This window comes from Labrenzia sp. 5N, from assembly GCF_012395805.1.
GTDB classification, from domain to species: domain Bacteria; phylum Pseudomonadota; class Alphaproteobacteria; order Rhizobiales; family Stappiaceae; genus Roseibium; species Roseibium algicola.
On record NZ_JAAZTM010000024.1, the window covers coordinates 276,979 to 301,114 of the forward strand.

20 protein-coding genes are annotated in these 24,136 nt (G+C 59.1%); 16 read left to right on the top strand and 4 right to left on the bottom strand.

Annotation, left to right across the window (positions count from 1 at the left end):
- Positions 1–36: 36 nt before the first annotated feature.
- The 4 genes from HEP89_RS28355 to HEP89_RS28370 are packed head-to-tail and all read right to left on the bottom strand — an operon-like array spanning position 37 to position 3,875.
- The gene (locus HEP89_RS28355) at positions 37–1,002 is read right to left on the bottom strand and encodes an ABC transporter substrate-binding protein (RefSeq protein ID WP_168693670.1); all 966 of its coding nucleotides are present in this window, start codon (positions 1,000–1,002) and stop codon (positions 37–39) included.
- A gap of 10 nt (positions 1,003–1,012) precedes the next feature.
- Entirely contained in the window at positions 1,013–2,077 is a 1,065-nt protein-coding gene (locus tag HEP89_RS28360) for an iron ABC transporter permease (protein ID WP_168693754.1), read from the bottom strand.
- The gene (locus tag HEP89_RS28365; RefSeq protein ID WP_077294370.1) at positions 2,077–3,090 is read right to left on the bottom strand and encodes an iron ABC transporter permease; all 1,014 of its coding nucleotides are present in this window, start codon (positions 3,088–3,090) and stop codon (positions 2,077–2,079) included. Before HEP89_RS28365 ends, HEP89_RS28360 begins: the two co-directional genes overlap by 1 nt.
- Complete coding sequence (locus HEP89_RS28370; protein WP_228148154.1) at positions 3,090–3,875, bottom strand: ABC transporter ATP-binding protein; 786 nt, start codon at positions 3,873–3,875, stop codon at positions 3,090–3,092. Before HEP89_RS28370 ends, HEP89_RS28365 begins: the two co-directional genes overlap by 1 nt.
- 112 nt (positions 3,876–3,987) lie before the next feature.
- On the opposite strand from HEP89_RS28370, the gene HEP89_RS28375 reads away from it, so the two are divergent.
- The 16 genes from HEP89_RS28375 (at position 3,988) to repC (ending at position 23,832) form a co-directional block, all read left to right on the top strand.
- Positions 3,988–5,295 carry an NtaA/DmoA family FMN-dependent monooxygenase gene (locus tag HEP89_RS28375; protein WP_168693671.1) on the top strand — a complete coding sequence of 436 codons (1,308 nt, stop codon included), beginning with the start codon at positions 3,988–3,990 and terminating at the stop codon, positions 5,293–5,295.
- 483 nt (positions 5,296–5,778) lie between these two features.
- Positions 5,779–7,095 (top strand): cytosine permease, encoded by a 1,317-nt coding sequence (locus HEP89_RS28380; RefSeq protein ID WP_077294379.1) that lies wholly within the window; start codon positions 5,779–5,781, stop codon positions 7,093–7,095.
- 57 nt (positions 7,096–7,152) lie between these two features.
- Positions 7,153–8,175, top strand: coding sequence for an alpha/beta fold hydrolase (locus HEP89_RS28385; RefSeq protein ID WP_077294382.1), 1,023 nt, complete (start codon positions 7,153–7,155; stop codon positions 8,173–8,175).
- Positions 8,176–8,240: 65 nt separating this feature from the next.
- Entirely contained in the window at positions 8,241–9,383 is a 1,143-nt protein-coding gene (locus HEP89_RS28390; RefSeq protein ID WP_023014441.1) for a transporter substrate-binding domain-containing protein, read from the top strand.
- 56 nt (positions 9,384–9,439) lie between these two features.
- Positions 9,440–10,093 carry an ANTAR domain-containing protein gene (locus HEP89_RS28395; protein WP_023001371.1) on the top strand — a complete coding sequence of 218 codons (654 nt, stop codon included), beginning with the start codon at positions 9,440–9,442 and terminating at the stop codon, positions 10,091–10,093.
- Between the two features lie 219 nt (positions 10,094–10,312).
- Positions 10,313–11,560 carry a transporter substrate-binding domain-containing protein gene (locus HEP89_RS28400; protein WP_023001370.1) on the top strand — a complete coding sequence of 416 codons (1,248 nt, stop codon included), beginning with the start codon at positions 10,313–10,315 and terminating at the stop codon, positions 11,558–11,560.
- Between the two features lie 80 nt (positions 11,561–11,640).
- Positions 11,641–12,510 (top strand): urea ABC transporter permease subunit UrtB, encoded by an 870-nt coding sequence (urtB, locus tag HEP89_RS28405; RefSeq protein WP_023001369.1) that lies wholly within the window; start codon positions 11,641–11,643, stop codon positions 12,508–12,510.
- A 28-nt stretch (positions 12,511–12,538) separates the two neighbouring features.
- Positions 12,539–13,657: an urea ABC transporter permease subunit UrtC gene (gene urtC / locus HEP89_RS28410; protein WP_168693672.1), complete on the top strand. Its 1,119-nt coding sequence runs from the start codon at positions 12,539–12,541 to the stop codon at positions 13,655–13,657.
- Positions 13,654–14,415, top strand: coding sequence for an urea ABC transporter ATP-binding protein UrtD (urtD, locus tag HEP89_RS28415; protein ID WP_168693673.1), 762 nt, complete (start codon positions 13,654–13,656; stop codon positions 14,413–14,415). Before urtC ends, urtD begins: the two co-directional genes overlap by 4 nt.
- Positions 14,408–15,103: an urea ABC transporter ATP-binding subunit UrtE gene (gene urtE, locus HEP89_RS28420; protein WP_168693674.1), complete on the top strand. Its 696-nt coding sequence runs from the start codon at positions 14,408–14,410 to the stop codon at positions 15,101–15,103. The genes urtD and urtE overlap by 8 nt, the downstream gene beginning before the upstream one ends.
- Before the next feature lie 33 nt (positions 15,104–15,136).
- Positions 15,137–16,174, top strand: a complete 1,038-nt coding sequence (locus HEP89_RS28425) for an aliphatic amidase (protein WP_152512327.1) — start codon at positions 15,137–15,139, stop codon at positions 16,172–16,174.
- Between the two features lie 189 nt (positions 16,175–16,363).
- Positions 16,364–17,191: a CbbQ/NirQ/NorQ/GpvN family protein gene (locus HEP89_RS28430; protein ID WP_168693675.1), complete on the top strand. Its 828-nt coding sequence runs from the start codon at positions 16,364–16,366 to the stop codon at positions 17,189–17,191.
- Positions 17,192–17,206: 15 nt separating this feature from the next.
- Positions 17,207–19,447, top strand: a complete 2,241-nt coding sequence (locus HEP89_RS28435; protein ID WP_168693676.1) for a VWA domain-containing protein — start codon at positions 17,207–17,209, stop codon at positions 19,445–19,447.
- Positions 19,448–19,938: 491 nt separating this feature from the next.
- Positions 19,939–21,177 (top strand): plasmid partitioning protein RepA, encoded by a 1,239-nt coding sequence (repA, locus tag HEP89_RS28440; RefSeq protein WP_023001362.1) that lies wholly within the window; start codon positions 19,939–19,941, stop codon positions 21,175–21,177.
- Positions 21,178–21,179: 2 nt separating this feature from the next.
- Positions 21,180–22,184, top strand: coding sequence for a plasmid partitioning protein RepB (gene repB, locus HEP89_RS28445; protein WP_168687639.1), 1,005 nt, complete (start codon positions 21,180–21,182; stop codon positions 22,182–22,184).
- A 373-nt stretch (positions 22,185–22,557) separates the two neighbouring features.
- Positions 22,558–23,832, top strand: coding sequence for a plasmid replication protein RepC (gene repC / locus HEP89_RS28450; protein ID WP_168693677.1), 1,275 nt, complete (start codon positions 22,558–22,560; stop codon positions 23,830–23,832).
- Positions 23,833–24,136: the final 304 nt, after the last annotated feature.

Consider the following 24,136-nt stretch of genomic DNA (forward strand, 5'->3'; position numbering starts at 1 on the left):
CGATGCAGAAAACCGATAGACGGAGCGGCTCCGGTTTTACTGCGTCGTCTCGTTCCAGCCTGCGATCGCGTCCAGCATGTGTTCCGCGCTTGCAACGCTCGGGGTAATCACCTTGGCGGGATCGACGAACAGGATCCGGTTTTCTTTGGCCGGTTTCATGAATTGATCCCAACCGGGAACAATCTTGCTCAGCGAAGCACGGGTGCCGGCCTCATCGCGGCCGCCGGCCATGTAGCTGTTGAGCAGGACAAGAACATCAGGGTCGAGCTTGCCGAATTCCTCCGCACTCAACGGCATGAGCATCATGGAACCGCCTGCCGGAGAGGCGCCACTCGGCGCACCGACATCCAGACGGCTGTATCCGAGGTCTTCCAGTGCCTGAACCATGCCGGAGGAATCGCCCACAACATTGAGCTGGTCGGTCAGAAAGACGGGAAGGTAGGTCCTGCCGGCAGGATCGAAGGGCAGTTTGGTTCGCAGATCTTCCACGCGCTTTTCATAAGCCGCCTTGCAGGCGGCAAAGACATCTTCCCGGCCGACGAGAGCTGCCAGGTCTTCCTCGACATCAAAACCGTAGACCTTCGAGCTGCCAATATTCTGCAGATAGACCGGCGCGACAGTGGCCAGTTGATCGGCTTTGCCGGCATCCAGTTCGCTCGCGACGATCAGATCAGGTTCCAACGCTCTCAGTTTTTCAAGATCGAGCTGTCCGACGGGGCCGAAACCCTTTGGTTTCGTTTTGCCTTCGCCGAGAACGGTGTCGATGAAGTCTACCGCGATAACGAAACTGCCGTCATCCGCCCGGCCGAAGCTGCCGGTAAGATCGAGCCCGAGATCCATCAGAGGAATGCCGAGCAACGGCTCGTGCATGACGACGATATGTTCGGGCTGCTCCGGTATCGTGACCTTCCGGCCCGTGTCGTCGGTGAGGGTGCGCTCGGCTGCAAGGACCGGACTTGTCGCCAGTAGGGCTGCGATTGCGCAGGAGACGAGAAAACGCATGAAGATCCTTTCAGTGTGACTGGAGTTTGCGCAGCTCCTGCAGACGCAGCGCGATGATGAAGAGCGGCACGCCGACCATGGTCAGGCCGAGGCCGAGAGGCATTGGCAGGGAGCCACCAAGCCCGCGTGTCATTGCATCGGCGATCAGGACGAGGATCCCGCCCATCAAGGCGGACAGGAAAAGCCGCGCCCGGGCGACGGCCGGTGAAAGAAAGCCGGCGATGTGAGGTGCCAGCACGCCGAGAAAGACCAGGGGGCCAACCGCCGTTACGGCAGCGGAGCTCAGCACAACGGCAGTGAGCAGGATCAACGGGCGGGAACGGCCAACAGGTTCGCCCAATGCCATCGCCATTTCGCTGCCCAGGTCATAGGTCGCCATGGCAGGGCCGAGAACGAAGATTGCCGCGAGGCTGAGAACGAACAACGGCGCAAAGGCGGCGATGACTGTCCAGTTGGCCTGGAACAGCGAGCCGGCCAGCCACTCGGAAAGGGCGATGGAGGTCTCGGTCGGCAGATACAGGATGAGAAGCGATCCGAATGAGGACAGGACCGTCTCGATTGCTATCCCCATCAGGACGATGGAAAGACCGCTGGATCGCTCGCTGCCGACAAGCCATAAAAGCAGACCGGCAACCGTCAGCCCACCGGCGAGCGCAGCAAGAACCACAAGGCTCTTGGGTGCCGCCGGCAGGAAGACCAGCAGCAACATGATCATCGTCATCGACCCTTGGCTGAAGCCGAAAAGTCCCGGGTCAGCCAGCGGGTTCCTGGCAACCGACTGAAGCATTGCCCCGGCAAGTGCGACCGCCCAGCCGACCATGAACCCGAGCAGGATCCGAGGCAGGCGGACCGTCCAGAGGGCATAGTTCTCCGCACCCGGCAAACTTTCACCGGCAAGCGTTCGGAAAAGATCGGTTAGCCCGGTGTCCGTCAGCCCGAGGCCAGTGGCAAGAGCCGCAAGTGCAAGCGCAGCAGCCACAAGACAGGCTCCGGCAAGCAGATTGCCGGTCCTCATCTGAAGTCCGCCGGGCAGACGCAGAACCCGTTTGCCGTCGATTGCTCTACCGCCTCTGATCATGAGGCCTCCCGGCTACCGGGGGAGAGATAGAAGCGTTTGACGATCACGATGAATACGATGCCGCCGATCAGATCCGTAACCAGGCCGGTGTTCACGACGTAGGGGTAAAAGGCTTCCCGAGCTATGAGATCCGCTGCCAGACCGACAATCGCGCCCACGATCAGGGAGGCCGGCAGGGCGTGAACAAGATTGTTGCCCATGAAGGGGCGCACGATATGCGGCACGACCAGCCCGACGAAGCCGATCGGACCGCACACCGCAACCGCGGAGCCGGACCCGAGCACGGCTGCTCCGATGGCAAGACGTGAGACAAGAGGAACGTTGACACCGGTTGAGGCGGCCTTGTCGGCGCCCAGCAGGATCAGAGTCAGCGGCCGGGCAAACAGCAGCAGGATTACGACGGAAAAGGCCCCGATCCACCAGAACATGGCAAGGCGATCGATATAGACGTGGTTGATGTTGCCCGTTACCCAGCTCAGGAAATCGGCGCGGCGGGCCGGGTCGGACAACAGCAAGGCGTTGGTCATGCCGGTGAACAGCATGGAAACCAGGGCGCCGGACAGGATAAGGGACAATCCGCGCGGGTCGTTCCGGCGCCCTGCGAGCCGGGCAACCGCAAGGCTGGAGAGAAAACCGGCAAGTGCTCCGGCCAGTGCCGCAACGCCCTGCAGCTCGGTGCTGGCGCCGAACAGGAGCGCACTGGCAACCAGAAACAGAGCCGCACCAGAATTGACGCCCAGTGTGGCCGGGGAGGCCAGGGGATTGCGCACCAGGCTTTGCAGGACGAAGCCGCTGGCCGCGGCGATGCCGCCGGCATAAATGGCAATCAGGGTGCGCGGCAACCGCTGGAACAGAAAGACCGCGTCTTCGTAACTTTGAGCTTCGAAACGCTGGAGCGCTGCAATCAGGTTCGGCAGATCGGCCGCGTGGAAACCGAAGAACAAATGCACCACCAGCACGATGGCAAGCATTGCAAGGATGAGCAGAAGGTGGAGACTACGCCGGTCCATCAGGCTACCGATGTGTGCCCAATGCGCTCCGGAAAGCAGACGAGGCGCCCATTGCGTGGAAAGATCTGGGTCCTGAGGCCGAAGACCTGTTCGATGTTGTCACTGGTGACCGTGTCCGCAACCGGTCCTGCCGTAATGCACCGGCCTGACTGCATCAGCACGACCTCGTCGGCGAAGGCGGTGGTCAGGTTCAGGTCGTGCAGAACGGCAATCACCGTCTTGCCGTGGGTTTCGATCAGCTCCCTGACAAGTTCGAGAACGGCGAACTGGTATTTCATGTCCAGATGATTGACTGGCTCGTCCATCAGGATGACATCGGTATCCTGTGCCAGAACCATTGCGATCCAGGCGCGCTGACGCTGACCACCGGACAATTTGTTGACGGGAAAACCGGCCCGGTCGCTCAGGCCGACCGTCTCCAGAACCTGTTTGAAGAGATCACGATCCTGCGCCGACGGACCACCCGTCAGTGAATACCGCGAATAGCCGGCAAGCTCGATCAGCTCGCCAAGTGTCATGTAATCCGGGCAGAAGCAATCCTGAGGCAGATAGGCAATCCGGCGGGCAAGAGCTTTCCGGCCTATGCCATGGAGAGGTGCGCCTTCCAGCAGAATGTCGCCGGCGCTGATCGGCAGGAAGCTCATGATGGCTTTCAACAGGCTGGACTTGCCGCACCCGTTCGGCCCGACGATCGCCGTAAGCCGGCTTTTGCTGAACCGGACGGAGACATCACTGAGCACATTCAAGGGTCCGTAAGCCGCGCTTACGTGTCTCGTCTCCAGCAATTTCGACCTCTTGACCTTCTGCAATGCAGAAGTCTTTATACTATCCGAAACGAGCCAGCAAACCCAAAGCCAGCCCTCGAACTCGTTTCCAATCCAATCAAGAGCGGATTTGATGACCCCCTCAAAGAAATTGCATATCGGCATGTCGCTCGCCCCGACATGGCTCAGCGGCGACGCGTGGCGTCGTGCGGACAGTGGCGTGGAAGGCCTTTACGGCAGTGATTTTTATCTCGACGTCGCACTGCGCGCGGAGCAGGCCAAACTGGACTTTGCGTTTCTGCCGGACTCGCTGTTTCTGAACACCGGGCTGCTGGCATCCGGCACCGGGTTTGCCAGCCTTGACCCGACATTGCTGCTGGCCGCGATCGCGCGCGAGACGTCGAGGATCGGGCTCTTGTCGACAGCGTCGACGACCTTCTTTCCACCCTATATCGTCGCCCGGCAGATCCAGTCGCTGAACTGGCTCAGCAACGGGCGGGCCGGCTGGAACATCGTCACTGCGCTGGACGGCAACGCGAATTTCGGTCTGTCCGAAATGCCGAGCCCGGAGGAACGCTATGCACGGGCCGCCGAATTTACCGAAGTCGTCCGGCAGCTCTGGGAGAGCTTTCCTTATGAAGCTCTCAAGCTCGACAGGGAAAGCGGGCTGTTCGCCGATGCGGAACTCGTCAAACCGGTCGACCACGAAGGTTCGTTCTTCAACGTGAAGGGTCCGCTCAACTTGCCGCGCTTCGGCAAGACACGGATACCGCTTGTGCAGGCAGGGGCATCGGGCGCAGGCCGTGACTTTGCCTCTTCGGTGGCGGACGCGATCTTCGCCTCGACACCGGACAAGGCTGCAGCCGTGGACTTGCGGGCCGATTTGCGCAAACGGGCCGAACAGCGCGGACGAAAGGGCGACGATATCCGGGTTTTGCCAGGGTTGAGCCTTTACCTTGCGCCGACCAGGGCGGAGGCCGAGGAGCTCTTTGCCGAAACCAACGCACGCGTGAGCCGGGACAGGTGCCTGGCAACAGTTTTGGAAATGACCGGGCTCGATCTTTGCGACTGGCCGGCAAAACGACAGGTGAAAGCCACGGATCTGCCCCCGCCACCGGAAACGGTGCGCAGCCGCACCCATTCGCAACTTCTGCGGCGGATGATCGAGCGGGACGAACCGGCCGTCGAAGACCTGTTGTGCCGGCCGGAGGTTATCGGCTCGGCCCATTGGCTCGTCGTCGGCACACCTTCCGATGCGGTCGCACAAATCAAGGATTGGGCAGCGGCAGGTGCGATCGACGGTTTCGTCGCCTTTCCGGGTGGATCTCTGGACGCGGTGCGCCTGCTCCTGGAACAGGTGGTTCCTGCATTGGGTGATCTGGGCCTTTTCCGGAAAGACTATTCAGGCTCGACCTTCTTCGAGCATCTGACCCAGGAATAGGCATCGAGACAAACGCAGAAGCGCGTCACAGCAGGCGGACTAGGCAGTTGCAGAGGCCGAGGTTGCGCCATTTTCGAAAACTGGTGTCGGGGCTTGGCGAAAGAAAATTCCAACCCCTGACATCGCGAAACAGCAGCCCGAATAGAGTGCTTTGATCTTTGTCTGACCGGCGCTTATGCGATAAATTTTCCGTAATTAATTGAAATTAATAAGAAAAATCTTTTAGGTGGCTGGTCAAAAATTCGGCAGAAACCGTGTGCCGATTTTGTTGACAGAAATAAAACCTCTCGATAACGTTTCAATCTCCAAGTGATTGGAGCGTGGCAACGGGGCCACTTTAAAATTCGCAGGCGAAAAGGCCTCTCTATGTCTTCGGAAACGAAGCTGTAGGGAGGCCTTTTCTTTTGCGCTCAGCGATGTGCCGCGAGAGAGACCCCGAACAACTGCCGGGGCGCGGCAGAACAATAAAAATGAGGGGTAAAAATGAGCAAGTTACACGGCGAGGCGGAAGCCTTGGACGAAGTGGATCATGTTCTCGGAGAAGAATATGAACACACGCCGGTCCCGATGTCGGCCCGCAGGAGCACCTTTTCGGTCACGACCGTCTGGATCGGTTTTCCAATGATCATCACCGGCGCCATGACCGGGTCCCTCCTGGTTCTGGGCATGGGTTTCACAAATGCGGTCTGGGCCATGCTCCTGGGCAACCTGATCATGTTTGCCTATGTCGGCCTGCTGGGAGTTCTGGGCACGCGCAGGGGCATGAATTTCGCACTTCTCGCCAGCGTGGTCTTCGGACGGAAGGGATACATGCTTGCCTCCGGCCTGCTGTCGACCTTGCTGCTCGGCTGGTACGCTGTGCAAACCGGCATCACGGGATCCTTGATCAGCTCGGCCTACGAGCTGAACTATGTCGCGATGACCGTGATCGCCGGCCTGCTTTACATCGGCATCACCTTCGTCGGGGTACACGGTCTTCACCTGATCGGGCTGGTGTCGGTGCCCTTGTTCGTGCTGCTTGGCGGCTGGGTGGTTGCCGACAGCCTGTCGACGACAAGCTGGGCGGAAATCGCGGCTTATCCCGGCAACAACGGCGCGGCGACCATGTCCATGGGTGTCGGACTGACAGTGGTCATCGCCCTGTTCATCGATGCCGGGACAGTGACGGCGGACTTCAACCGTTGGGCAAAGGATACCAAGGCATCCGTCATCGCAACGTTCAGCGCCTTTCCGTTCGCCAACATGTGCGCCATGCTGGTCGGAGGGATCATGACGGCAGCCCTTGCGGTTCCCGATGCCAATCCCTTCGGCACGGACAACATGTTCGGCTACATGAACGGCAAGCAGCTGACTTTTCTCAGTGTCCTTGCCTTCCTCTTTCTCTACTGCAATCTCGGCTCTGTCTGCGCTCATTGCCTTTACAATGCCGCGACCGGCTGGTCGCGTATTCTCAACAGCCGCATGCGGTTGATGGCGGTTGTCCTGGGTGTCATCGGTATCGTCATTGCCGCCGGCAACGTCTGGGCGTTCTTCATCCAGTGGCTTTCCCTGCTCGGCATCCTGGTTCCGCCGATCGGCGCGATCATTCTGGTTGACCAGTATCTGCAGCGCCGCAACGCCACGATCGACCGTGACTGGCGCCCAACCGCATTCGCTGCCTGGGCGGCCGGTTCCATCGTTGCGGTGATCGTCGAGTTCTATGCACCGCAGTTTTCGACGGCAATTTCCGCAGGGCTTGCCGGTGGGGTTGCCTACCTCCTGTTCAACCGGATGCCAGAGGCCGCAAGGGCCGGTGCCTGACCCATTTCCGGCGGCTTAGGCCGCCGGACAATACCAAAAACCAGAGGATAGCCTTCCATGGCGGACTACGAAATTTACGAACTGGGTGACTTCACCTTTCAGAGCGGCGCAACGCTTCGCGAGTGCAAGCTCGCCTACAAGACCTTCGGCAAGCTCAACGCGGCGAAGGACAACGTCATCGTTTACCCGACCTGGTATTCCGGCCAGCACGTCGACAACGAATGGTTGGTTGGCAAGGGCATGGCGCTGGATCCCGATAAGTATTTCATCGTGATTCCGAACATGTTCGGCAACGGCTTGTCATCTTCGCCGTCCAACACGCCCGAGCCCTACAACGCGGCGCGGTTTCCGAAAGTGACCGCCTATGACAACGTCCGCGCACAGCACCAGCTCATGACACAGAAGTTCGGTGTCGAGCGCATCAAGATGGTCACGGGCTGGTCCATGGGGGCCCTGCAGACCTTCCACTGGGGCGCGATGTATCCCGACATGGTCGAGAGGATCGTGCCGTTTTGCGGGTCCGCCAAATGCTCCCGGCACAACTTCGTGTTCCTGGAGGGGGTGAAAGCGGCCCTGACAGCCGATGCCGCCTTTCTGGAAGGCTGGTACGAGAAAAAGCCGGAACGAGGGCTTCGGGCGATGGCGCGTGTCTATGCCGGTTGGGGTTTCTCGCAATCCTTCTACCGGGAAGAGCTGGACCTGAAGACGCTTGGATATTCCTCGCTGGAGGATTTCCTGGTTGCGTTCTGGGAAGGATTTTTCCTTCCCAAGGACGCCAACAACCTGCTGGCCATGCTCTGGACCTGGCAGAATGGCGATATCAGCGCCAACGACATCTACCATGGCGATTACAAGAAGGCGCTGGGGGCAATACAATCGAAGGCATATGTGATGCCCGGCCGAACGGATCTATACTTCCCGCCGGAAGACAGCGAAATCGAAGTCGCGAACATGCCGAATGCGACGTTGATTCCGATTGAATCCATATGGGGACATTTTGCAGGTGGGCCGGGCACCAGCCCGGTTGATGTGGCGTTTCTGGACGGGAAGCTGAAGGAAATACTTGCGGGTAGTGCCTGACAGGCAAGGCCAGCCCGGCCGGCCGCTTTGGCGGCCGGCGCAGGACTGAAAGGGGAGAGTTTGGGTTGACCAGTTCATGCAAAACTTCCGAACCGTGGCGCGTCGGTGTGCTGTTCTCGCAGTCCGGCTACATGTCGGTGATCGAGGAAACCCAGTTGCGCGGGACGTTGACGGCGATCGATGAAATCAATGATAGCGGCGGGATCAACGGACGGCCCATCGAGCCGATTATCTATGACCCGGGTTCGGACTCACGCAACTACGGGCTTCTTGCAAAGAAGCTTATGGTCGAGGACGGCTGCAGCACGATATTCGGCTGTTACACCTCGTCCAGCCGCAAGGCCGTTCTGCCCGTGGTTGAGCGACTGAACGGCCTGTTGTGGTATCCGACGCTTTACGAAGGCTTCGAGTTTTCCTCCAACGTGATCTACACGGGAGCAACACCCAACCAGAACAGTGTCCAGCTGTGCCGGATCCTGATGGAGCTCTATGGAACGCGGTTCTATTTCGTGGGGTCGGACTACATCTATCCGCGCGAATCCAATCGCATCATGCGGGAGCTGATCCGCAACAATGGCGGCAGTGTCGTCGGCGAGAGTTATGTCCGGCTGGGAGCGGACAGAAATTCCTTCGTACCGATCATGCGCGAAATCCGGCAGGTGCAGCCGGACGTGATCTTCTCCACCGTGGTCGGCAACACGACCACATATCTCTATCAGGCCTATGCCGATCTCGGCATCGACCCGAGGGTGATGCCGATCGCCAGCCTGACGACCACCGAGGCCGAGATCCGGGCGATGGGATATGATGTCGGCGACGGCCATCTGACCGCCGCTTCCTATTTCCAGGGTGTCGGCAACGACCGCAATGCAACCTTCATCGACCGTTACAAGAAGCGCTACGGCGAGGACGAGCCGACCAACATGTGTCTGGAGGCGTCCTATTTCCAGGTGAATGTCTTCGCCAAGACCCTTGCCGAGACCAACTCCATGGACACCTCGATGATCCGCCAGTCGGTCATGGGATCGGAATTCGATGCCCCGCAGGGCGAAGTTTCCATCAACCCCGTGTGGGGCCATGCCGACCTGTGGACCCGCATCGGCCGCGCGAACCGCAGCGGCCAGTTCGATATCGTTTTTGAATCGCCCTCCAGCGTGAAGGCGGATCCTTACTTGATTGGGTACGGCCGATGCCTCGAATACAGCTGACACAAACCTCCCGAAGAACCTGGACAAACAAGCAGACAACCGGGGAGACACTGGAAATGGATACAACCGCGGCGGCCAAGACCAAGCGTCCGCTTTCGCAACGAACGTCGGCAGCGGCTGCCATGCGCAAGAACGCCACCGCGACAACTCCGCATCAGAACCTCAGGATCGCGGTTATCGTCGAACCCGATGCGGATGGTGAACGCCTGATCCGGGAGTTGCAGCGCCTGCGTTGCGAGGTGCGCCATATCTGGCCGATCCCGCCGCAGTTGCCTGTCGATTGCGATCTTGTGTTCTGCACGCTGGTCGAGGACATGCCCAAACGTATCCCCTGGTTGCCGGGAGAGCCGGAAGCCGGTCTGGTGTTGGTGGATCGCGGTGTCAGCAATCTGGATCTCAAGCTGATCCACAATTGCGCCGCCCATGGCGTGCTGCACTATCCGGTCGTCCAGCGCGCGGTCCAGACCTGTGTCGCTCTGGCGCGCGAGCACTTTCTTTACGAGCGTCGACTAAGAAACCGGATCGATAAACTTGACGAAAATCTCAGAACGATGCGCCTTGTTGAACGTGCAAAGTCTCTGTTGGTTCGCGTCAAGAATGTAAGCGAAGAGGAAGCTTACAATTATTTGCGTCGGCAGGCGATGGAACGGCGTGTAACTATCGGTGCAGTTGCAAATGCGATAATTGACTCGCACGAACTTCTTAGCTAATCTTTCGAAGTTATTCGTGGCAACAGCGCCACGTACATCCGGGTAAAAGAGCCCCACGGTTTTCGTCTTGGCGGAACGTGGGGTTTTTTGTTGTCTGAAATTCAGACATTTCCCTCAGCGGCACCATAGCCGCGTTCACAAAAATCAGAGGCGACGATGCCCCGAACGAGCTGCCGCAAGGCAGGGCGGACGGGGCTTTTTTGTTTATGGAGCAGCAACGTGAAAACCAACAGGCGCAATTTTCTTCTCGGGTCGGCCGCTTTCGGGGCAGCCGGTCTCGGCACCTTCCCGCATATCTGGAGCAAGAACAGCGGACTGGCGCGCGCCGCCGGCGGCCAGATCAAGGTGGGGGTTCTGTTCTCCCTGACCGGGACGACTGCGATTATCGAAGAGTCGCTCAACAAGGCGACGATCATGGCGATCGAGGAAATCAACGCCGCAGGCGGTGTCAACGGCATGGAGATCGTTCCGGTGGTTGAGGACCCGGCTTCTGATCCGGCGACTTTCGCGGAAAAGGCGCGCAAGCTTGTCCTCCAGGACAAATGCGTTTCGGTCTTCGGCTCCTATACCTCGGCCAGCCGGAAGGCCGTGCTGCCCGTGTTCGAAAAGCGGGACAATCTCTATTGGTATCCGACCCTCTACGAGGGGCGCGAGTGCTCGAAGAATGTCATTTACACAGGTGCTGTTCCCAATCAGCAGCAGGACGAGTTCGTGCCCTGGCTGGTGAAGAATTTCGGCAAGCGCTGGTACCTGATCGGGTCGAATTACATCTATCCGAAGGAAGAGAACAACTACTGCAAGAAGTTGCTGGCCGAACTTGGAGCCGAAGTCGTTCACGAGGAATATGTGCCGCTCGGCCATTCGGAATTCTCGTCCGTCATCAACAAGCTGAAGGCGGAAAAGCCGGACGTGATCTTCTCGACGGTGGTCGGCGATTCCGTTGTCGCCCTGCACCGACAGTATCATGCGGCCGGTCTCGACCCGGAAAAGATGCCGATGGCCAGCCTGACCACTTCCGAAAACGAAGTGGCGGCGATGGGCGGTGCCGCTGCCGCGGGACATTTTACCTCCGCACCATATTTCATGGTCTGGGATTCACCGGAAAACCAGAAATTCGTCGAGGCCTACAAGTCCCGTTGGGGCGGCGACAAGGTCACGCATTTCGTCTCCGAGCCGTCCTATTTCCAGGTGCATCTGTTCAAGCAGGCCGTCGAGAAACTGTCGCCGGACGATATCGATCCAACCACCATCCGCGAGGCCGTCAAGGGTGAGCAGTTCAACGCGCCGCAGGGACTGGTCAAGATCGAGGGCGAGAACCTTCATACCTGGCTGAGACCGAAGATCGGCCAGTGCAAGTCGGATGGCCAGTTCGAGATCCTGCAACAGTCCGCCGACTGGCTCGAGCCCATTCCCTACAAGGCCTACGACGGTCAGGTCTGCACCGCTGACGGTCTGAAGAGCAGCTGACACGCGCAAACGGGCGGCGTGTCGTCACGCCGCCCGGCTTTTCCGTGACCTGATGTTTTCCAGACCTTGAAGGCTTGCAGATGGAACTTGTCGTCTCCCAACTCCTGACCGGCCTCAGTATCGCTTCGATCCTGATGCTGGTTGCCCTTGGCCTCGCCGTCATCTACGGCGTGACCGGGGTCATCAATCTCGCGCATGGCGAATTCGTCATGCTGGGCGCCTACTGCGCCTGGTTCCTGCAGTCCCAGCTTGGCATGGGCTTGCTGGAGAGCCTGATCCCGATCTTTTTCATTCTTGCGGTGTTCGGTTGGGCCGTGGAAGCCCTGGTCATCCGCCATCTCTACGACCGGCCGCTCGACACCATCCTGGCGACCTGGGGCATTGGCGTGATGGCGCAGCAGGCGATCCGGCTGATTGCCGGCGGCGAGCTGCGTTATGTCGAGATCCCGGCGTTCCTCAGTGGCAGCGTGTCCCTGTTCGGTGCAAGCGAGTCCGCCTACCGGCTGTTCATCCTCGGTCTTGCGCTTGTCCTCTTCGGGCTCACCTGGGTCATCTACCGGCGCACCAGCTTCGGGCTGAAACTGCGTGCGATTACCCAGAACCGGGAGATCGCCTCCAGCTTCGGCATAAATTCCGCCCGCATCTATCGATCGACCTTCGCCTATGGCGCCGGCATCGCCGGTCTCGCCGGTGCGCTCGTGTCGCCGCTGAAGAGCGTCTCTCCGGAAATGGGGACGACCTACGTTGTCGACGCCTTCATGGTGGTTGTCCTTGGTGGTGCCCAGAGCCTGCTCGGCACTGTCGCAAGCTCCGGGATCCTGGGTGAACTTTCGGGTTTCCTGGCCTTCCACAGCAACGACACCCTGGCCAAGGCGCTGGTCCTGCTGGCGATCGTCATCCTCATCCGCTTTCGGCCCGAAGGCCTGTTCTCGACCCGTGTGCGCTCGTGATCACGGCCGGAAAAAGGATCGCAATTCAATGAACCTGACTGGAAAATCAACAGCACGGCTGGTGCTCTATCTGGCGTTCTGTGCAGCCATCTTGCTCGTGCCGTCCGTGCTGGACGATGCGTTTCTCCTGAACAAATATTCCCGCTACCTGGTCTTCGCCATCCTGGCAGTCTCGCTCAGTCTCTCCTGGGGCTACGCCGGAATTCTCAATCTCGGCCAGGCAGCCACCTTTGGCCTGGGGTCCTATGCCATGGCCATGGGCCTCAAGCTTCGCACCGTGCCGGTACATACCGGCAGCGAAGGGCTTCCGGACTTCATGGTCTGGAACAATGTCACCGAACTGCCCTGGTTCTGGGCGCCGTTTCACTCCATGACCTTCGCCATTCTGGCGGGCCTCCTGATCCCTGCCGCCTTTGCTGCGCTGCTCGGCTGGTTCATGTTTCGCGGGCGCATCACCGGTGTCTATGCGTCGATCATCACGCTGGCCGTTCTGGTGGTGGTCAATCTCCTGATCATCGATCAGCAGCGCTACACCGGCGGCTTCAATGGCATCACGGATCTCGCCCAGTTCGAGGTGGCCGGTTTCTTCTTCGATGCCTATTCCGCGACAACCTATTACCTGGTCGCGCTGTGCCTGTGTGCCGTGCTGCTTCTGTCGCTCGCGGTTACCCGCAGCAAGACCGGCATGATCCTGCAAGCGATCCGCGATCAGGAAAACCGGGTGCGTTTCTTTGGCTACGACGTCGCGCTCTATCAGATCTTCGTCTTCTCGCTGTCGGCCGGCATCGCCGGTCTGGCAGGCATGCTCTACACGATCGTGATGGAATTCGCCTCGCCGACATTCCTTAGCGTGCCGCTCAGCCTTTCCGTGGTGATCTGGGTCGCCGTGGGCGGCCGGCAGAGCCTTCTGGGGGCTGCCATCGGAGCCCTGATCGTGACCGGCGTCCAGGGAGCCCTGTCGGAATCCGAAGTCTTCCTGGAAAGCTGGATGCTGATCATGGGGGGCCTGTTCGTACTCGCTGTCCTGTTTCTGCCGAAAGGCATTGCAGGTGCCGTCTCGATGGTTGTCGACCGGCTGCCCTTTTTCGCCGGCAGCGCCAGGAAATCCGCGAGCAATGTCATGAAAACCACGGAGGCGGCGTCATGAAGACGGCAACCGACCACCTTAGCCTTCGGGACGTCAGTGTGTCCTTCGGCGGTTTCCAGGCGATCTCAGGACTGTCGCTGGATGTGAACAGCGGCGAACTGCGGTGCCTGATCGGACCGAACGGTGCTGGCAAGACCACGGCGCTCGACCTGATCTGCGGCAAGACCCGTGTGACTTCCGGCGAGATCCGCTTCAAGGGCGAGGCGATCCATACCCTGAAGGAATATCAGATCGCCCGCGTAGGTATCGGGCGCAAGTTCCAGGTGCCGAGTGTCTTCCGCGAACTGACCGTTCGGGAAAACCTGAATATCGGTCAATCACGAAACACCGGCGTTCTGGCCAACCTCGTGCGTTTCGGTGCAAGTCACGACGACGAGGAAATCGAACGTCTTGCGGTTCTGGTCGGCCTTCAGGACGACCTCGATCTTGCTGCCGGACATCTGTCTCACGGTCAGACGCAATGGCTGGAGATCGCGCTGATCCTGGCCCAGAACCCGACACTCATCCTGATGGACGAGCCGACAGCCGGCATGACCGCGCAGGAAACCGGCAAGACGGCCGAGCTGTTCAACAGGCTGCGGGGCGAGCACACGCTGATAGTCGTCGAGCACGACATGGGATTCGTGCGCGACATCGCTGAAACCATTTCAGTCATGCACCAGGGCAAGCTGCTTGCCGAAGGTCCGCTGGAGGAAGTTTCCAGCGACCCGCGGGTGAAGGAAGCATATCTTGGAACGAAGGAGGCCGGCCATGCTTGAGCTGAACGGTCTCGATGGTTTCTACGGCCGAAGCCGTGCGCTCCAGTCCGTTTCCATGGACATTGACGAGGGTGATTTTTTCTCCGTTCTCGGCCGCAACGGCGTGGGCAAGACGACGCTTCTTCGCAGTGTCCTCGGGTTGATGAGCCGCACGTCCGGTTCGGTCAAGCTGGAAGGAATGGAATTGAACAGCCTGCCGACGCACGCAAGAGCGCTCGCCGGCATCGGCTATGTCCCGCAAGGCCGCGGCATCCTGCCGGCCTTCACCGTGCGCGAGAACCTGATGATCGGCACCTTCGCCGCCCAATCGGGCCAGGGTGAGATCGCCGACTGGGTGCTGGAGCTGTTTCCGATCCTGAAGGAGTTCCTGAACAGGCGGGGCGGCAACCTTTCCGGAGGTCAGCAGCAGCAGCTTGCAATCGGTCGGGCGCTTCTTTCCCAGCCCAAGGTGCTTCTGCTCGATGAGCCGACGGAAGGCATCCAGCCGAACATCGTCGAGCAGATCGAGGATGTCCTGATCGACCTGAACCGAACCAGGGGCCTCACCATCGTTCTGGTGGAGCAGAACCTCACTTTCGCACGCCGGGCCTCGAACCGGTTCGCGATCCTCGACCGCGGCACCGTCGCGGTCACTTCCGGCATTGCCCAACTGTCCGACGACCTTGTCCACGAACACCTCGTGGTCTGAGGCGCGGCAACCCGTTCCTAGAAGGAGGAATTGATGTATCACGGTGATATTTCCAGCAGCAACGACACCGTCGGAGTGGCGGTGGTCAACTACAAGATGCCGCGCCTGCATACCCGCGAGGAAGTGCTGGCCAATGCCCGCAACATCGCGGACATGATTGCGGGAATGAAGATCGGCCTTCCGGGCATGGACCTGGTAATCTTCCCGGAATACTCCACCCACGGGATCATGTATGACCCCAAGGAGATGTACGAAACCGCCTCCCAGGTGCCTGGAGAGGAAACGGCCATCTTCGCCGAAGCCTGCAAGAAGGCGAACGTCTGGGGTGTGTTCTCCCTGACAGGCGAGCGACACGAGGATCACCCAAACAAGGCGCCTTACAACACGCTCATCCTGATGAACAACAAGGGCGAGATCGTCCAGAAATACCGCAAGATCATGCCCTGGGTGCCGATCGAAGGTTGGTATCCGGGCGATTGCACCTACGTCTCGGAAGGCCCGAAGGGGATGAAGATCAGCCTGATCATCTGTGACGACGGCAACTATCCGGAAATCTGGCGTGACTGCGCCATGCGCGGGGCGGAACTCATCATCCGCTGCCAGGGCTACATGTATCCGGCCAAGGAGCAGCAGATCCAGATTTCCAAATCCATGGCCTGGGCGAACAACTGCTATGTGGCGGTTGCAAACGCCGCCGGCTTTGATGGCGTCTATTCCTATTTCGGCCATTCGGCCCTGATCGGTTTCGACGGCCGGACGCTGGGGGAATGCGGCACCGAAGAAAACGGCATTCAATATGCCCAGATGTCGGTGTCGGGGATCCGCGATGCCCGCAAGAACATGCAGTCGCAGAACCACCTCTTCAAACTGCTGCACCGTGGCTACACCGGCACGATCAACTCCGGCGACGGCGACAAGGGCCAGGCAGCCTGCCCCTATAATTTCTACGCCAACTGGGTGAACGATCCGGAAGGAACGCGGGAGATGGTCGAGGCCATGACCCGCACGACTGTTGGCACCGAGGAATGTCCGATGGAAGGCATCCCGAACGGCGCAAGCACCCACCGCTAGGGCTTAGGTCCAATCCGGGCGGGAAGTCTCTCGCCCGGTTCGAAATCGATCAGCTCTTGCCGCAGGCCAGCAACCTGGCAGCACGCGCTGATCCGGCGATCCTCCCGAGCGATGCGGTTCGCAGCGCCGCATCCTCCTGGCGCTGCAGCGATTTCCCCCGCTGCAGCGTCTTCAAAAGGAAGTCCAGGAATGAATGCACCGATAGCTGGTCCGGTTGAGGACCCGACTGACGCCTATCGTATTGTCAGCGAACCCTTTTATCGCTCCTTCGCACAGGAGGTCGGCCATTATGAAGCTGCCTATGCCGCACGGTTGCCGATCCTTCTGAAGGGGCCGACGGGATGCGGAAAAACGCGGTTTGTCGAGCACATGGCATGGCGGCTGAAGCGTCCTCTCGTCACGGTGTCCTGTCATGAGGACATGACGGCGTCGGATCTGGTCGGACGGTTCCTGCTGGATGCCGACGGTACCGTCTGGCACGACGGACCGCTGACGGCGGCCGTCCGGCACGGTGCAATCTGTTACCTTGATGAAGTAGTGGAAGCGCGGCAGGACACGACGGTCGTCATCCATTCCCTGACCGACCATCGCCGCCATTTGCCGCTGGAAAAGAAGAATGAACTGGTCCAGGCGCATCCGGACTTCCAGCTCGTGATCTCCTACAACCCCGGCTATCAGAGTGTGCTTAAAGATCTGAAGGAATCCACCCGGCAGCGGTTCTGCGCGATTTCCTTCGACTATCCTGATGCGGCAACCGAAGCGGAAATCGTGGCGCGTGAAGCCGGTGTCGAGCCTGAAACAGCAAGGGTTCTTGTCCGGGTTGCGGAAAGATCCCGGAACCTCAAGGGTCACGGACTGCGCGAAGGTGCATCGACGCGCATGTTGATTGCAGCCGGTCAGCTGACAGCGCAAGGCGTGCCGCTGGAAGAGGCCTGCCAGATTGCCATCGTGCTGCCGCTCGTTGATGAGCCGGAGATCCGCGCTGCGATGTCCTCCGCTGTTTCTGCCTGCCTGTAAGACATGGCGGCGACGATGACCGAGGCTGCCACGGCAAAGACCAACACCGTTGAGACGCGCGAATGTGAACGGCAAATGTCTGCCGTCTGGACAAAGGCCCTGTCCCGGATTTCCCAAGCCGGTTACGGCGAAACCGTAACGCAAGCCTATCGTACTTGTGGCCCGATGGTTGCAGAGGCGGTTTCGGAAGAAGCCGCAGCCGATCTCGGACGCCTGGTTTCCTGGATTGCCATTCGTTCCGGCCGGCGTGCATCGGCAAGGGTGCCGAATACAGCGGCTCGCGCAGCGCGGCACTTGAAGTCATTTCCTGTTTTTTCGGAGTGGTGCGCTCTTTTGGAGCGGACCGGACGCGACTTGCCGGAAGCCGTTGAAGCACTGCTTGAGACGTCTGACAGATCCCTGGCAGAAATCGGCTTGTCCGGCTTCAGGACATTCGTCGGCATGGGGTTGGCACTCAGACTGACGAACCGCGAAAAGGCGCGATTGTTTCTCGCTGGTGAAGACCCGGAAGCGCGGCACTTTCTTGACCGGCAGTCGTCAGTCTTGCGATTTGACGACGAAGAGCTTCGGTTGAAGACGTTTCATGCCGCCTTGTGGGGTCAGCTTCCACCCATTGTCGAAACCCCGGCCACAGCGCCGGAGCAAATGCGTCGCAGAGCCGGGTTTGGGCGGGATGGCATTCGTCTGCCGTCGGGGTTCCCGGGTTTCGACCGCGCGGACAGCCTGAAGCTTTATCATGCGGCTCTTGCCCATGTGGGCGCTCACATTGCCTTCACCCGGCGGGTGTTTGAGCGAAAGTCCCTGAAACCCATGCAAGTCGCAGTTATCTCCTTGCTTGAAGATGCGCGGGTCGAACGGCTCGCTCTGGAAAAGATGCCGGGACTGAGGTCACTCTGGAGCAGCTTCCATACCATCGATGCACGCTCCGCGGACCTGGCGATAACCTTGATGGCTCGGTTGTCGCGCACGCTGATAGATCCGGAATACAGCGATACCAACGGTTGGGTGGAGAAAGGAAAACGACTGTTCGAGGAAGCCTTTGCGGCGACCCCCGACGACCAGACCTTCTGCCGAAGAATTGGCGGACTGCTTGCTAACGATCTGGGTCAGATGCGGCTGCAGTTCGACGCCCGCACCTATATGGTGCAGCCAGCCTACAGGGACGACAACCTCGGTATTTGGACCTTCGACGAGGAACCGGACCTGATTGAGATGGATGTTGCAGTTGAAACGGAAGGTGTGCGCCTGGAGCAACAAGAACGCGACGAGGCCGACCGGCAGGAGCCCGAAGAGGAGGAAAAGCGCGAGGAAGAAGCCGCGGCAGCGGAAAAGCTACGGCTTCAGGATGAGGACGCGGTAACCCGGCTGATCACCTATCCCGAATACGATCATGTCAGCCGCCGGATGCGCCCGGACTGGTGCACTGTTCATGTCACTGAGGCGCCGCGAAAGACGGCAACCGGTCTGTTGCGGAGCCTCACGCAAGAAACCAGGATACAGAGTTCTCTCACCTCTCTGATCTCCAGTGCCAATGTGAATGCGTTCCAGCGGGAGCGCCGGCTGGAAACCGGTGACTTTCTCGACCTGGATGCATGCATCGATGCTCAGGCAAGTCGCCGCAACCGGGAGATCCCCGATCCGAGAATCTTTGGCCGGAAGAGTTGCAGGGGCCGGGACCTGGACATCCTGTTGCTGATCGACCAGTCACACTCCACCGGCGAGCCGGCAGGCGAGGGGAGCGCCAGCGTTCTCGATCTTGAACGCCTGTCTGCCGCGATAATGGCCGGGGCGATGGAGACGACCGGCGACAATTGCGCACTTGCAGGGTTTTGCTCGGACACTCGGGAGACGGTCCGATATGCGCGGATCAAGGACTTCGGCCAACCGGTCGACCAGGGCGTGTATGAACGCTTGGCCGGTCTGGAAAGTGCATTCTCGACCCGGCTGGGCCCGGTTATGCGTCACGGTGGGCGTGAGCTTGCCGAAAGGACGGCATATCGAAAGGTATTGCTGGTGGTGACTGACGGCGAGCCGTCCGATATTGACGTCGATGATCCGGATTATCTCCTGGAAGACGCCCGTTTCGCCTTGCGCGAATTGGCAGTGGCCGGCATCGATGTTTTCTGTTTCTCGCTCGGCGACAACCGTAACGATTATTCCGGCAGGATTTTTGGCAGCAAGAATGTCAGAAAGCTCGCGGACCTTTCCAGGCTTCCTGGCGCTCTGCTTGGGCTCTATGGGGAGTTGAAAAAGTAGGAGCAGCCTCTGGTGAGCTGCTCTCATTTTGCCGGATTGCCAGTTCTGTGGTGAACCTTGCGCCAGTCCTGAGCGAGCTCTGATCGCCTGTTCTGACCGTACCGATTCTGTTGAAACATCAGAAAATCTGCCTTTAACCGGCAAAACACCCGGAAAAGTTTCAAGGAAGATTTTGCGTGGGTTTAACTTCAGCCAGTGTTCTGAAAATGTGGCCGGTCCATCGCCGGAGACCTCGCGGTAGTATTCGAGGGTAAATTAAGTAATTGAAATAAATAAGGAAAAAATAGGATCGGCTAGAATGATGCTCTGGAACTGGCAAAGATTGGCACACCCGTCGGGTCGGAAAGTTTCGTAGAGGCATCTGGAATGCCGGTTCAACCAGGCCGGGTTAGGGTTTCGTTAACTTAAATTTCCTTGCACCATCTGCTGGAATCCTGCATCCATGACGGAGTTACCGCTCATATCGGGCACGAAACCGTCAGAGGGCATTAATGGCCGTTACCGAACAATTTTCCGGTGGACGCGATACGACCGCAAAAATCGAAAGTTTCACGCAGAAGCTTTCGGACCGTTTGCAGACGATGCGCGAAATGACCTACCCGCCGGAAGCCCGCAAGGTTTTCGGCCGGACGTTTTCCACGACGGATCTGGTTCGTCTGCTGGGCGTGCCGGAAAGCACGCTGCGCACCCTGACGCTGGAAGGCAAGGGCCCGCAGCCGCATCGCGCCGAAAACAACCGCCGGATCTATACAGTCGATCAGGTTTGGGAACTGAGGGCATTCCTCGCGGAACTCAGGCCTGACGATGCGCATCGCCTCGTGCCTCATCGCCGACCGGGAGAGAAACTGCAGGTCGTTGCTGCTGCGAACTTCAAGGGTGGCAGCTCTAAGACGACCACCTCCGTTCACCTGGCCCATTACCTGGCTATCCAGGGCTACCGGGTGCTGTGTGTCGACCTGGATCCCCAGGCCTCCATGACCACGACCTTCGGCATTCAGCCGGACCGTGATCTTCGGTCCGGCGAAGACGATGACGAGCGGACCGACACGACTTACGACGCTTTGCGGTATGACAATTACCGCGTGCCGTTCTCCGAGGTCATACGCGAGACCTACTTCCCGGGCATTCACCTTGCCTGCGGCAACCTGCGCCTGATGGATTTCGAATACGATACGCCGACCGCGCTTGCCGAAAGGACGACCGACGAGCTTGGCCTGTTCTTCCAGCGCCTCGATGCCGTGATCCAGTCGGTTGAAGAGCACTATGACGTCGTTGTCCTCGATACGCCACCTTCGCTCGGCTACACGACGATGGCGGCTCTCTATGCGGCAACGGGCCTGATCATCACCGTTCACCCGGCCATGCTCGACGTCTCGTCTTGCTCCCAGTTCCTGAAGATGATTTCGGATGTGACCCATACGTTGTCCGAAGGCGGTGCGGTTTTCGAACATGACTTCACGAAGTTTCTGCTGACCAGGGTCAACCCCAATGACGGGCCGCAGAAGATCATGTCCGGCACCATGCGGGACTTGTTCGGGACCGACGTCCTTGTGGCCGAGGCGATTGAATCGACCGCCATCGCATCTGCCGGCGTTGCCAAGAAAAGTCTCTACGAGATCGAATCCGGTGAAGTCGGCCGGGAAACCCTGAAGCGGGCGCTGGAAAGCGCAGACCGCGTCAACGCCGAAATTCTCGATCTGATCAAGAGTGTATGGGGCAGGGAGGTTTGACGATGAAAAAGTCGATCGTCAAAATGATGTCCGACGCGGCGGCTGCAGCTGCCGACAAGAAGGAGCCGCCCAAACCGGTTGCGGGCCAGAAGGTAACCGCACCCGTCGTGAATTCCATGGGGCGCGCCTTGTCGCATATGCGCGAGGACAGCATCGTTGCCCTTGATCCGTCGAAAATCGACCCAAGCCCGTTTTCCGATCGCTTCGAAACAGACCTCGAAGCGCAGGAGGCCCTGGAGGAACTCAAGCTTTCAATCCAGGATGAGGGGCAGAGGATCCCCGTTCTGGTGCGCCCGCACCCCACGGAACGGGACCGCTATCAGCTGGCCTATGGACACCGCAGGCTGTTTGCCATTCAGACATTGATGGCGGAAGCCGGCAAACCGGAGACGTTCAAGGTCAAGGCGTACGTTCGCAAGCTGAGCGACGCCGAGCTGATCAAGGAACAGTCGCTTGAAAACGGCGTCCGCGAAAACCTGACCTTCGCGGAGATGGTCCTGTGGGCTGTGCAGCTGCGCGAAGCAGGGCTCAAGCAGCGCGAGATGCAGCCGGTGCTCGGCCAGGTTCAAACGGTCATTTCCAATATGCGGAAGATCGCCGACAGCATCCCGCACGATATCATTCGCGCGATTGGCCGTGCCAGGAATGTTGGCCGGCCGGCGTGGATGGAACTGGCGAAGCTGTTTGAAGACCCTGCCGCCGAACAGCGCGTTCGATCCGTCATAGACGGTGAGGATTTCAGGCTGGCTGCTGCGCAGGACAGAATGTCCATGGTAACGCAGGCAGCAAGAGGCAAACAAAAGAAGGCTGCACCGGCAACTCAGGCTGCAGCAGAAATCACATCGAACGGAACGGTACTGGCAAAACTGAAGAGAACATCGGCGGCAACCGTGTTCTCGATACCGAAATCCGAAGCTGAATTCAGTCACTGGCTGGAGGAGAACCTTCCGGACGTCTATCGCGATTATCTGCGGCAACGGCAGGAAACGGGACGTACGAAGGGCTGAGAATGGTCGCGGCATACCTCGAAAGGGCATGCCGGGCGCACAATGATCCGGGGCAGGTGTTCAGGTGTCGTCCCGGGGCATATCGGCAAGAGGCCGGATTTCGGCCAGGCCCCGTGAGGAAGGAGACGGTGCGAGAGAAATAGAGACCAAATGAAAAGAGACCGAAACGGCGGCAACCGTTCAGTCTCTTTAATCACGGTTCAACTTGGAACGTCCAAACAGGAACCTCAACACTTCCCTGTTTTAGGCGAATTCCGAATCACGCGCAAGATCCATCTTGTGTGAACGGTGGATTTCTGCCGATTTCCCGAAGTTGAACCTCCTGAAACGCATAACGCCGCACGTTGGCTCGTGTCGGTGAACGGAGGTTGTCATGCCTGCTGTTTCGAACGTCTCTTCCTTCCGGAAGGTGACGCCGGGGATACTTGCGTCCCAGCGTCTGGCAATGTCGAACGACATTCCCGATATTGGAAAATCCGAAGTCGCTATTGCCTTGAAACGTGCGGCCCAGCCGATCGGTCTCACGTCGACTGCCTACCATGTCCTGGACATCCTGCTTGGCCTGTCAAAGCCGGACGACTGGAAAGGGGACAACAGGCCCGTCGTTGCCATCTCCAACGAGAAGCTTGCCTCATATGTCGGCAAGAGTGAACGAACGGTCATTCGCGCCATCAAGCAGCTGGTCGAGGCCCGTATTCTCGCCTACAGGGACAGTTCTACCGGCCGCAGGTGGGTGCACCGCAACGACAGTGGCGACATTACCTTTGCCTATGGTCTCGATTTCACGCCGGCAAGAGTGCGATACCGCGAAATCAAGCGCCTGGCCGACGAATGGCAGGCTCATCTCAATGCTGTCCGGGAAGCCAAACGGACGGTCATGAGGATCTCCAGGGCGATTGTCGACATCGTCGATGCAACTAAAGACGTCGACCTGACAGACTTCCTGGATCAGATGGCAGGTATTCTGGACGCGGAGACTGATGTTCAGGCAAAAGCTCAGGCGTTGCTGGACCTTTACGATCTGGTGATGGAAGCTCTGAAGGAGGCCTCCAATACGCAGTCAACTGCACATAAAAATGGGGATTCGTCATGCGAAGATGACATCAATGTCACCCCTATATTTAATACAAACTCACCAGACTCTTGTTCAAATAACCGGACATCTGCTCACGCAGATGAAATCCATAATAAGACTAACGTCGCCTACGGCGCCGAAATAGCTCCTGAAAGGGAGCGAGCGGAGCGGGGTGGGGGCTCCAACAGGGGATATACTCTGCAGAAAGGCTCCGGTAAGGCGGATTTTGTCCGATCGGAAACCCTGGACGCTGTTTCGATCTCTTTGCTGGAAAGCGCATGTACGTCGATCCAGGGCGATTTTGGGCTATCTCTCAAAAGCTGGCCGGACCTCATTGCCGCAACCGACATGCTTAGGATCGGTATCGGATTAAGTGAAAAAGGCTTCACCGAAGCCTGCGGAAGGCTGGGGCGGCATGTTGCGGCGGCAATTCTGGCGATGGTGGCCGAAAAGGCCTTGCGGGATCCGGAAAAAATCAGCTCGCCCGGCGGTTACTTCCGGGCATGTTGTGAACGGGCGACCGAAGGCAAACTTGCGCTGGCAAAATCCTTGTTCGGCCTCGCTGCGCGCTGATCGGGCGCCGCGGGGAGCAGGATCCTCTTGTGCGAGTACTGCTTCCGGGCAGGGGGCGCCAAAATGAAGGGATCTTGAAACTTTGCGGTCTTCCCGGGAGTGCTGATCCTGCACGAACACGGATAATCGCTGTAGCGCACGTCGGTGGCGCTGGTTTAGAGCCTTCATAAACTTGCCTTACGCATGGCCGACTTTTGTCAAAACGACGCCTCATTCCTGCGATCCTGTTCCCAACCTGGAAGCCCGGTGTTTTGCACCATGAACTAATTTGTCCGTTCGTTCGTCTTTCAACGACAACGAAGCA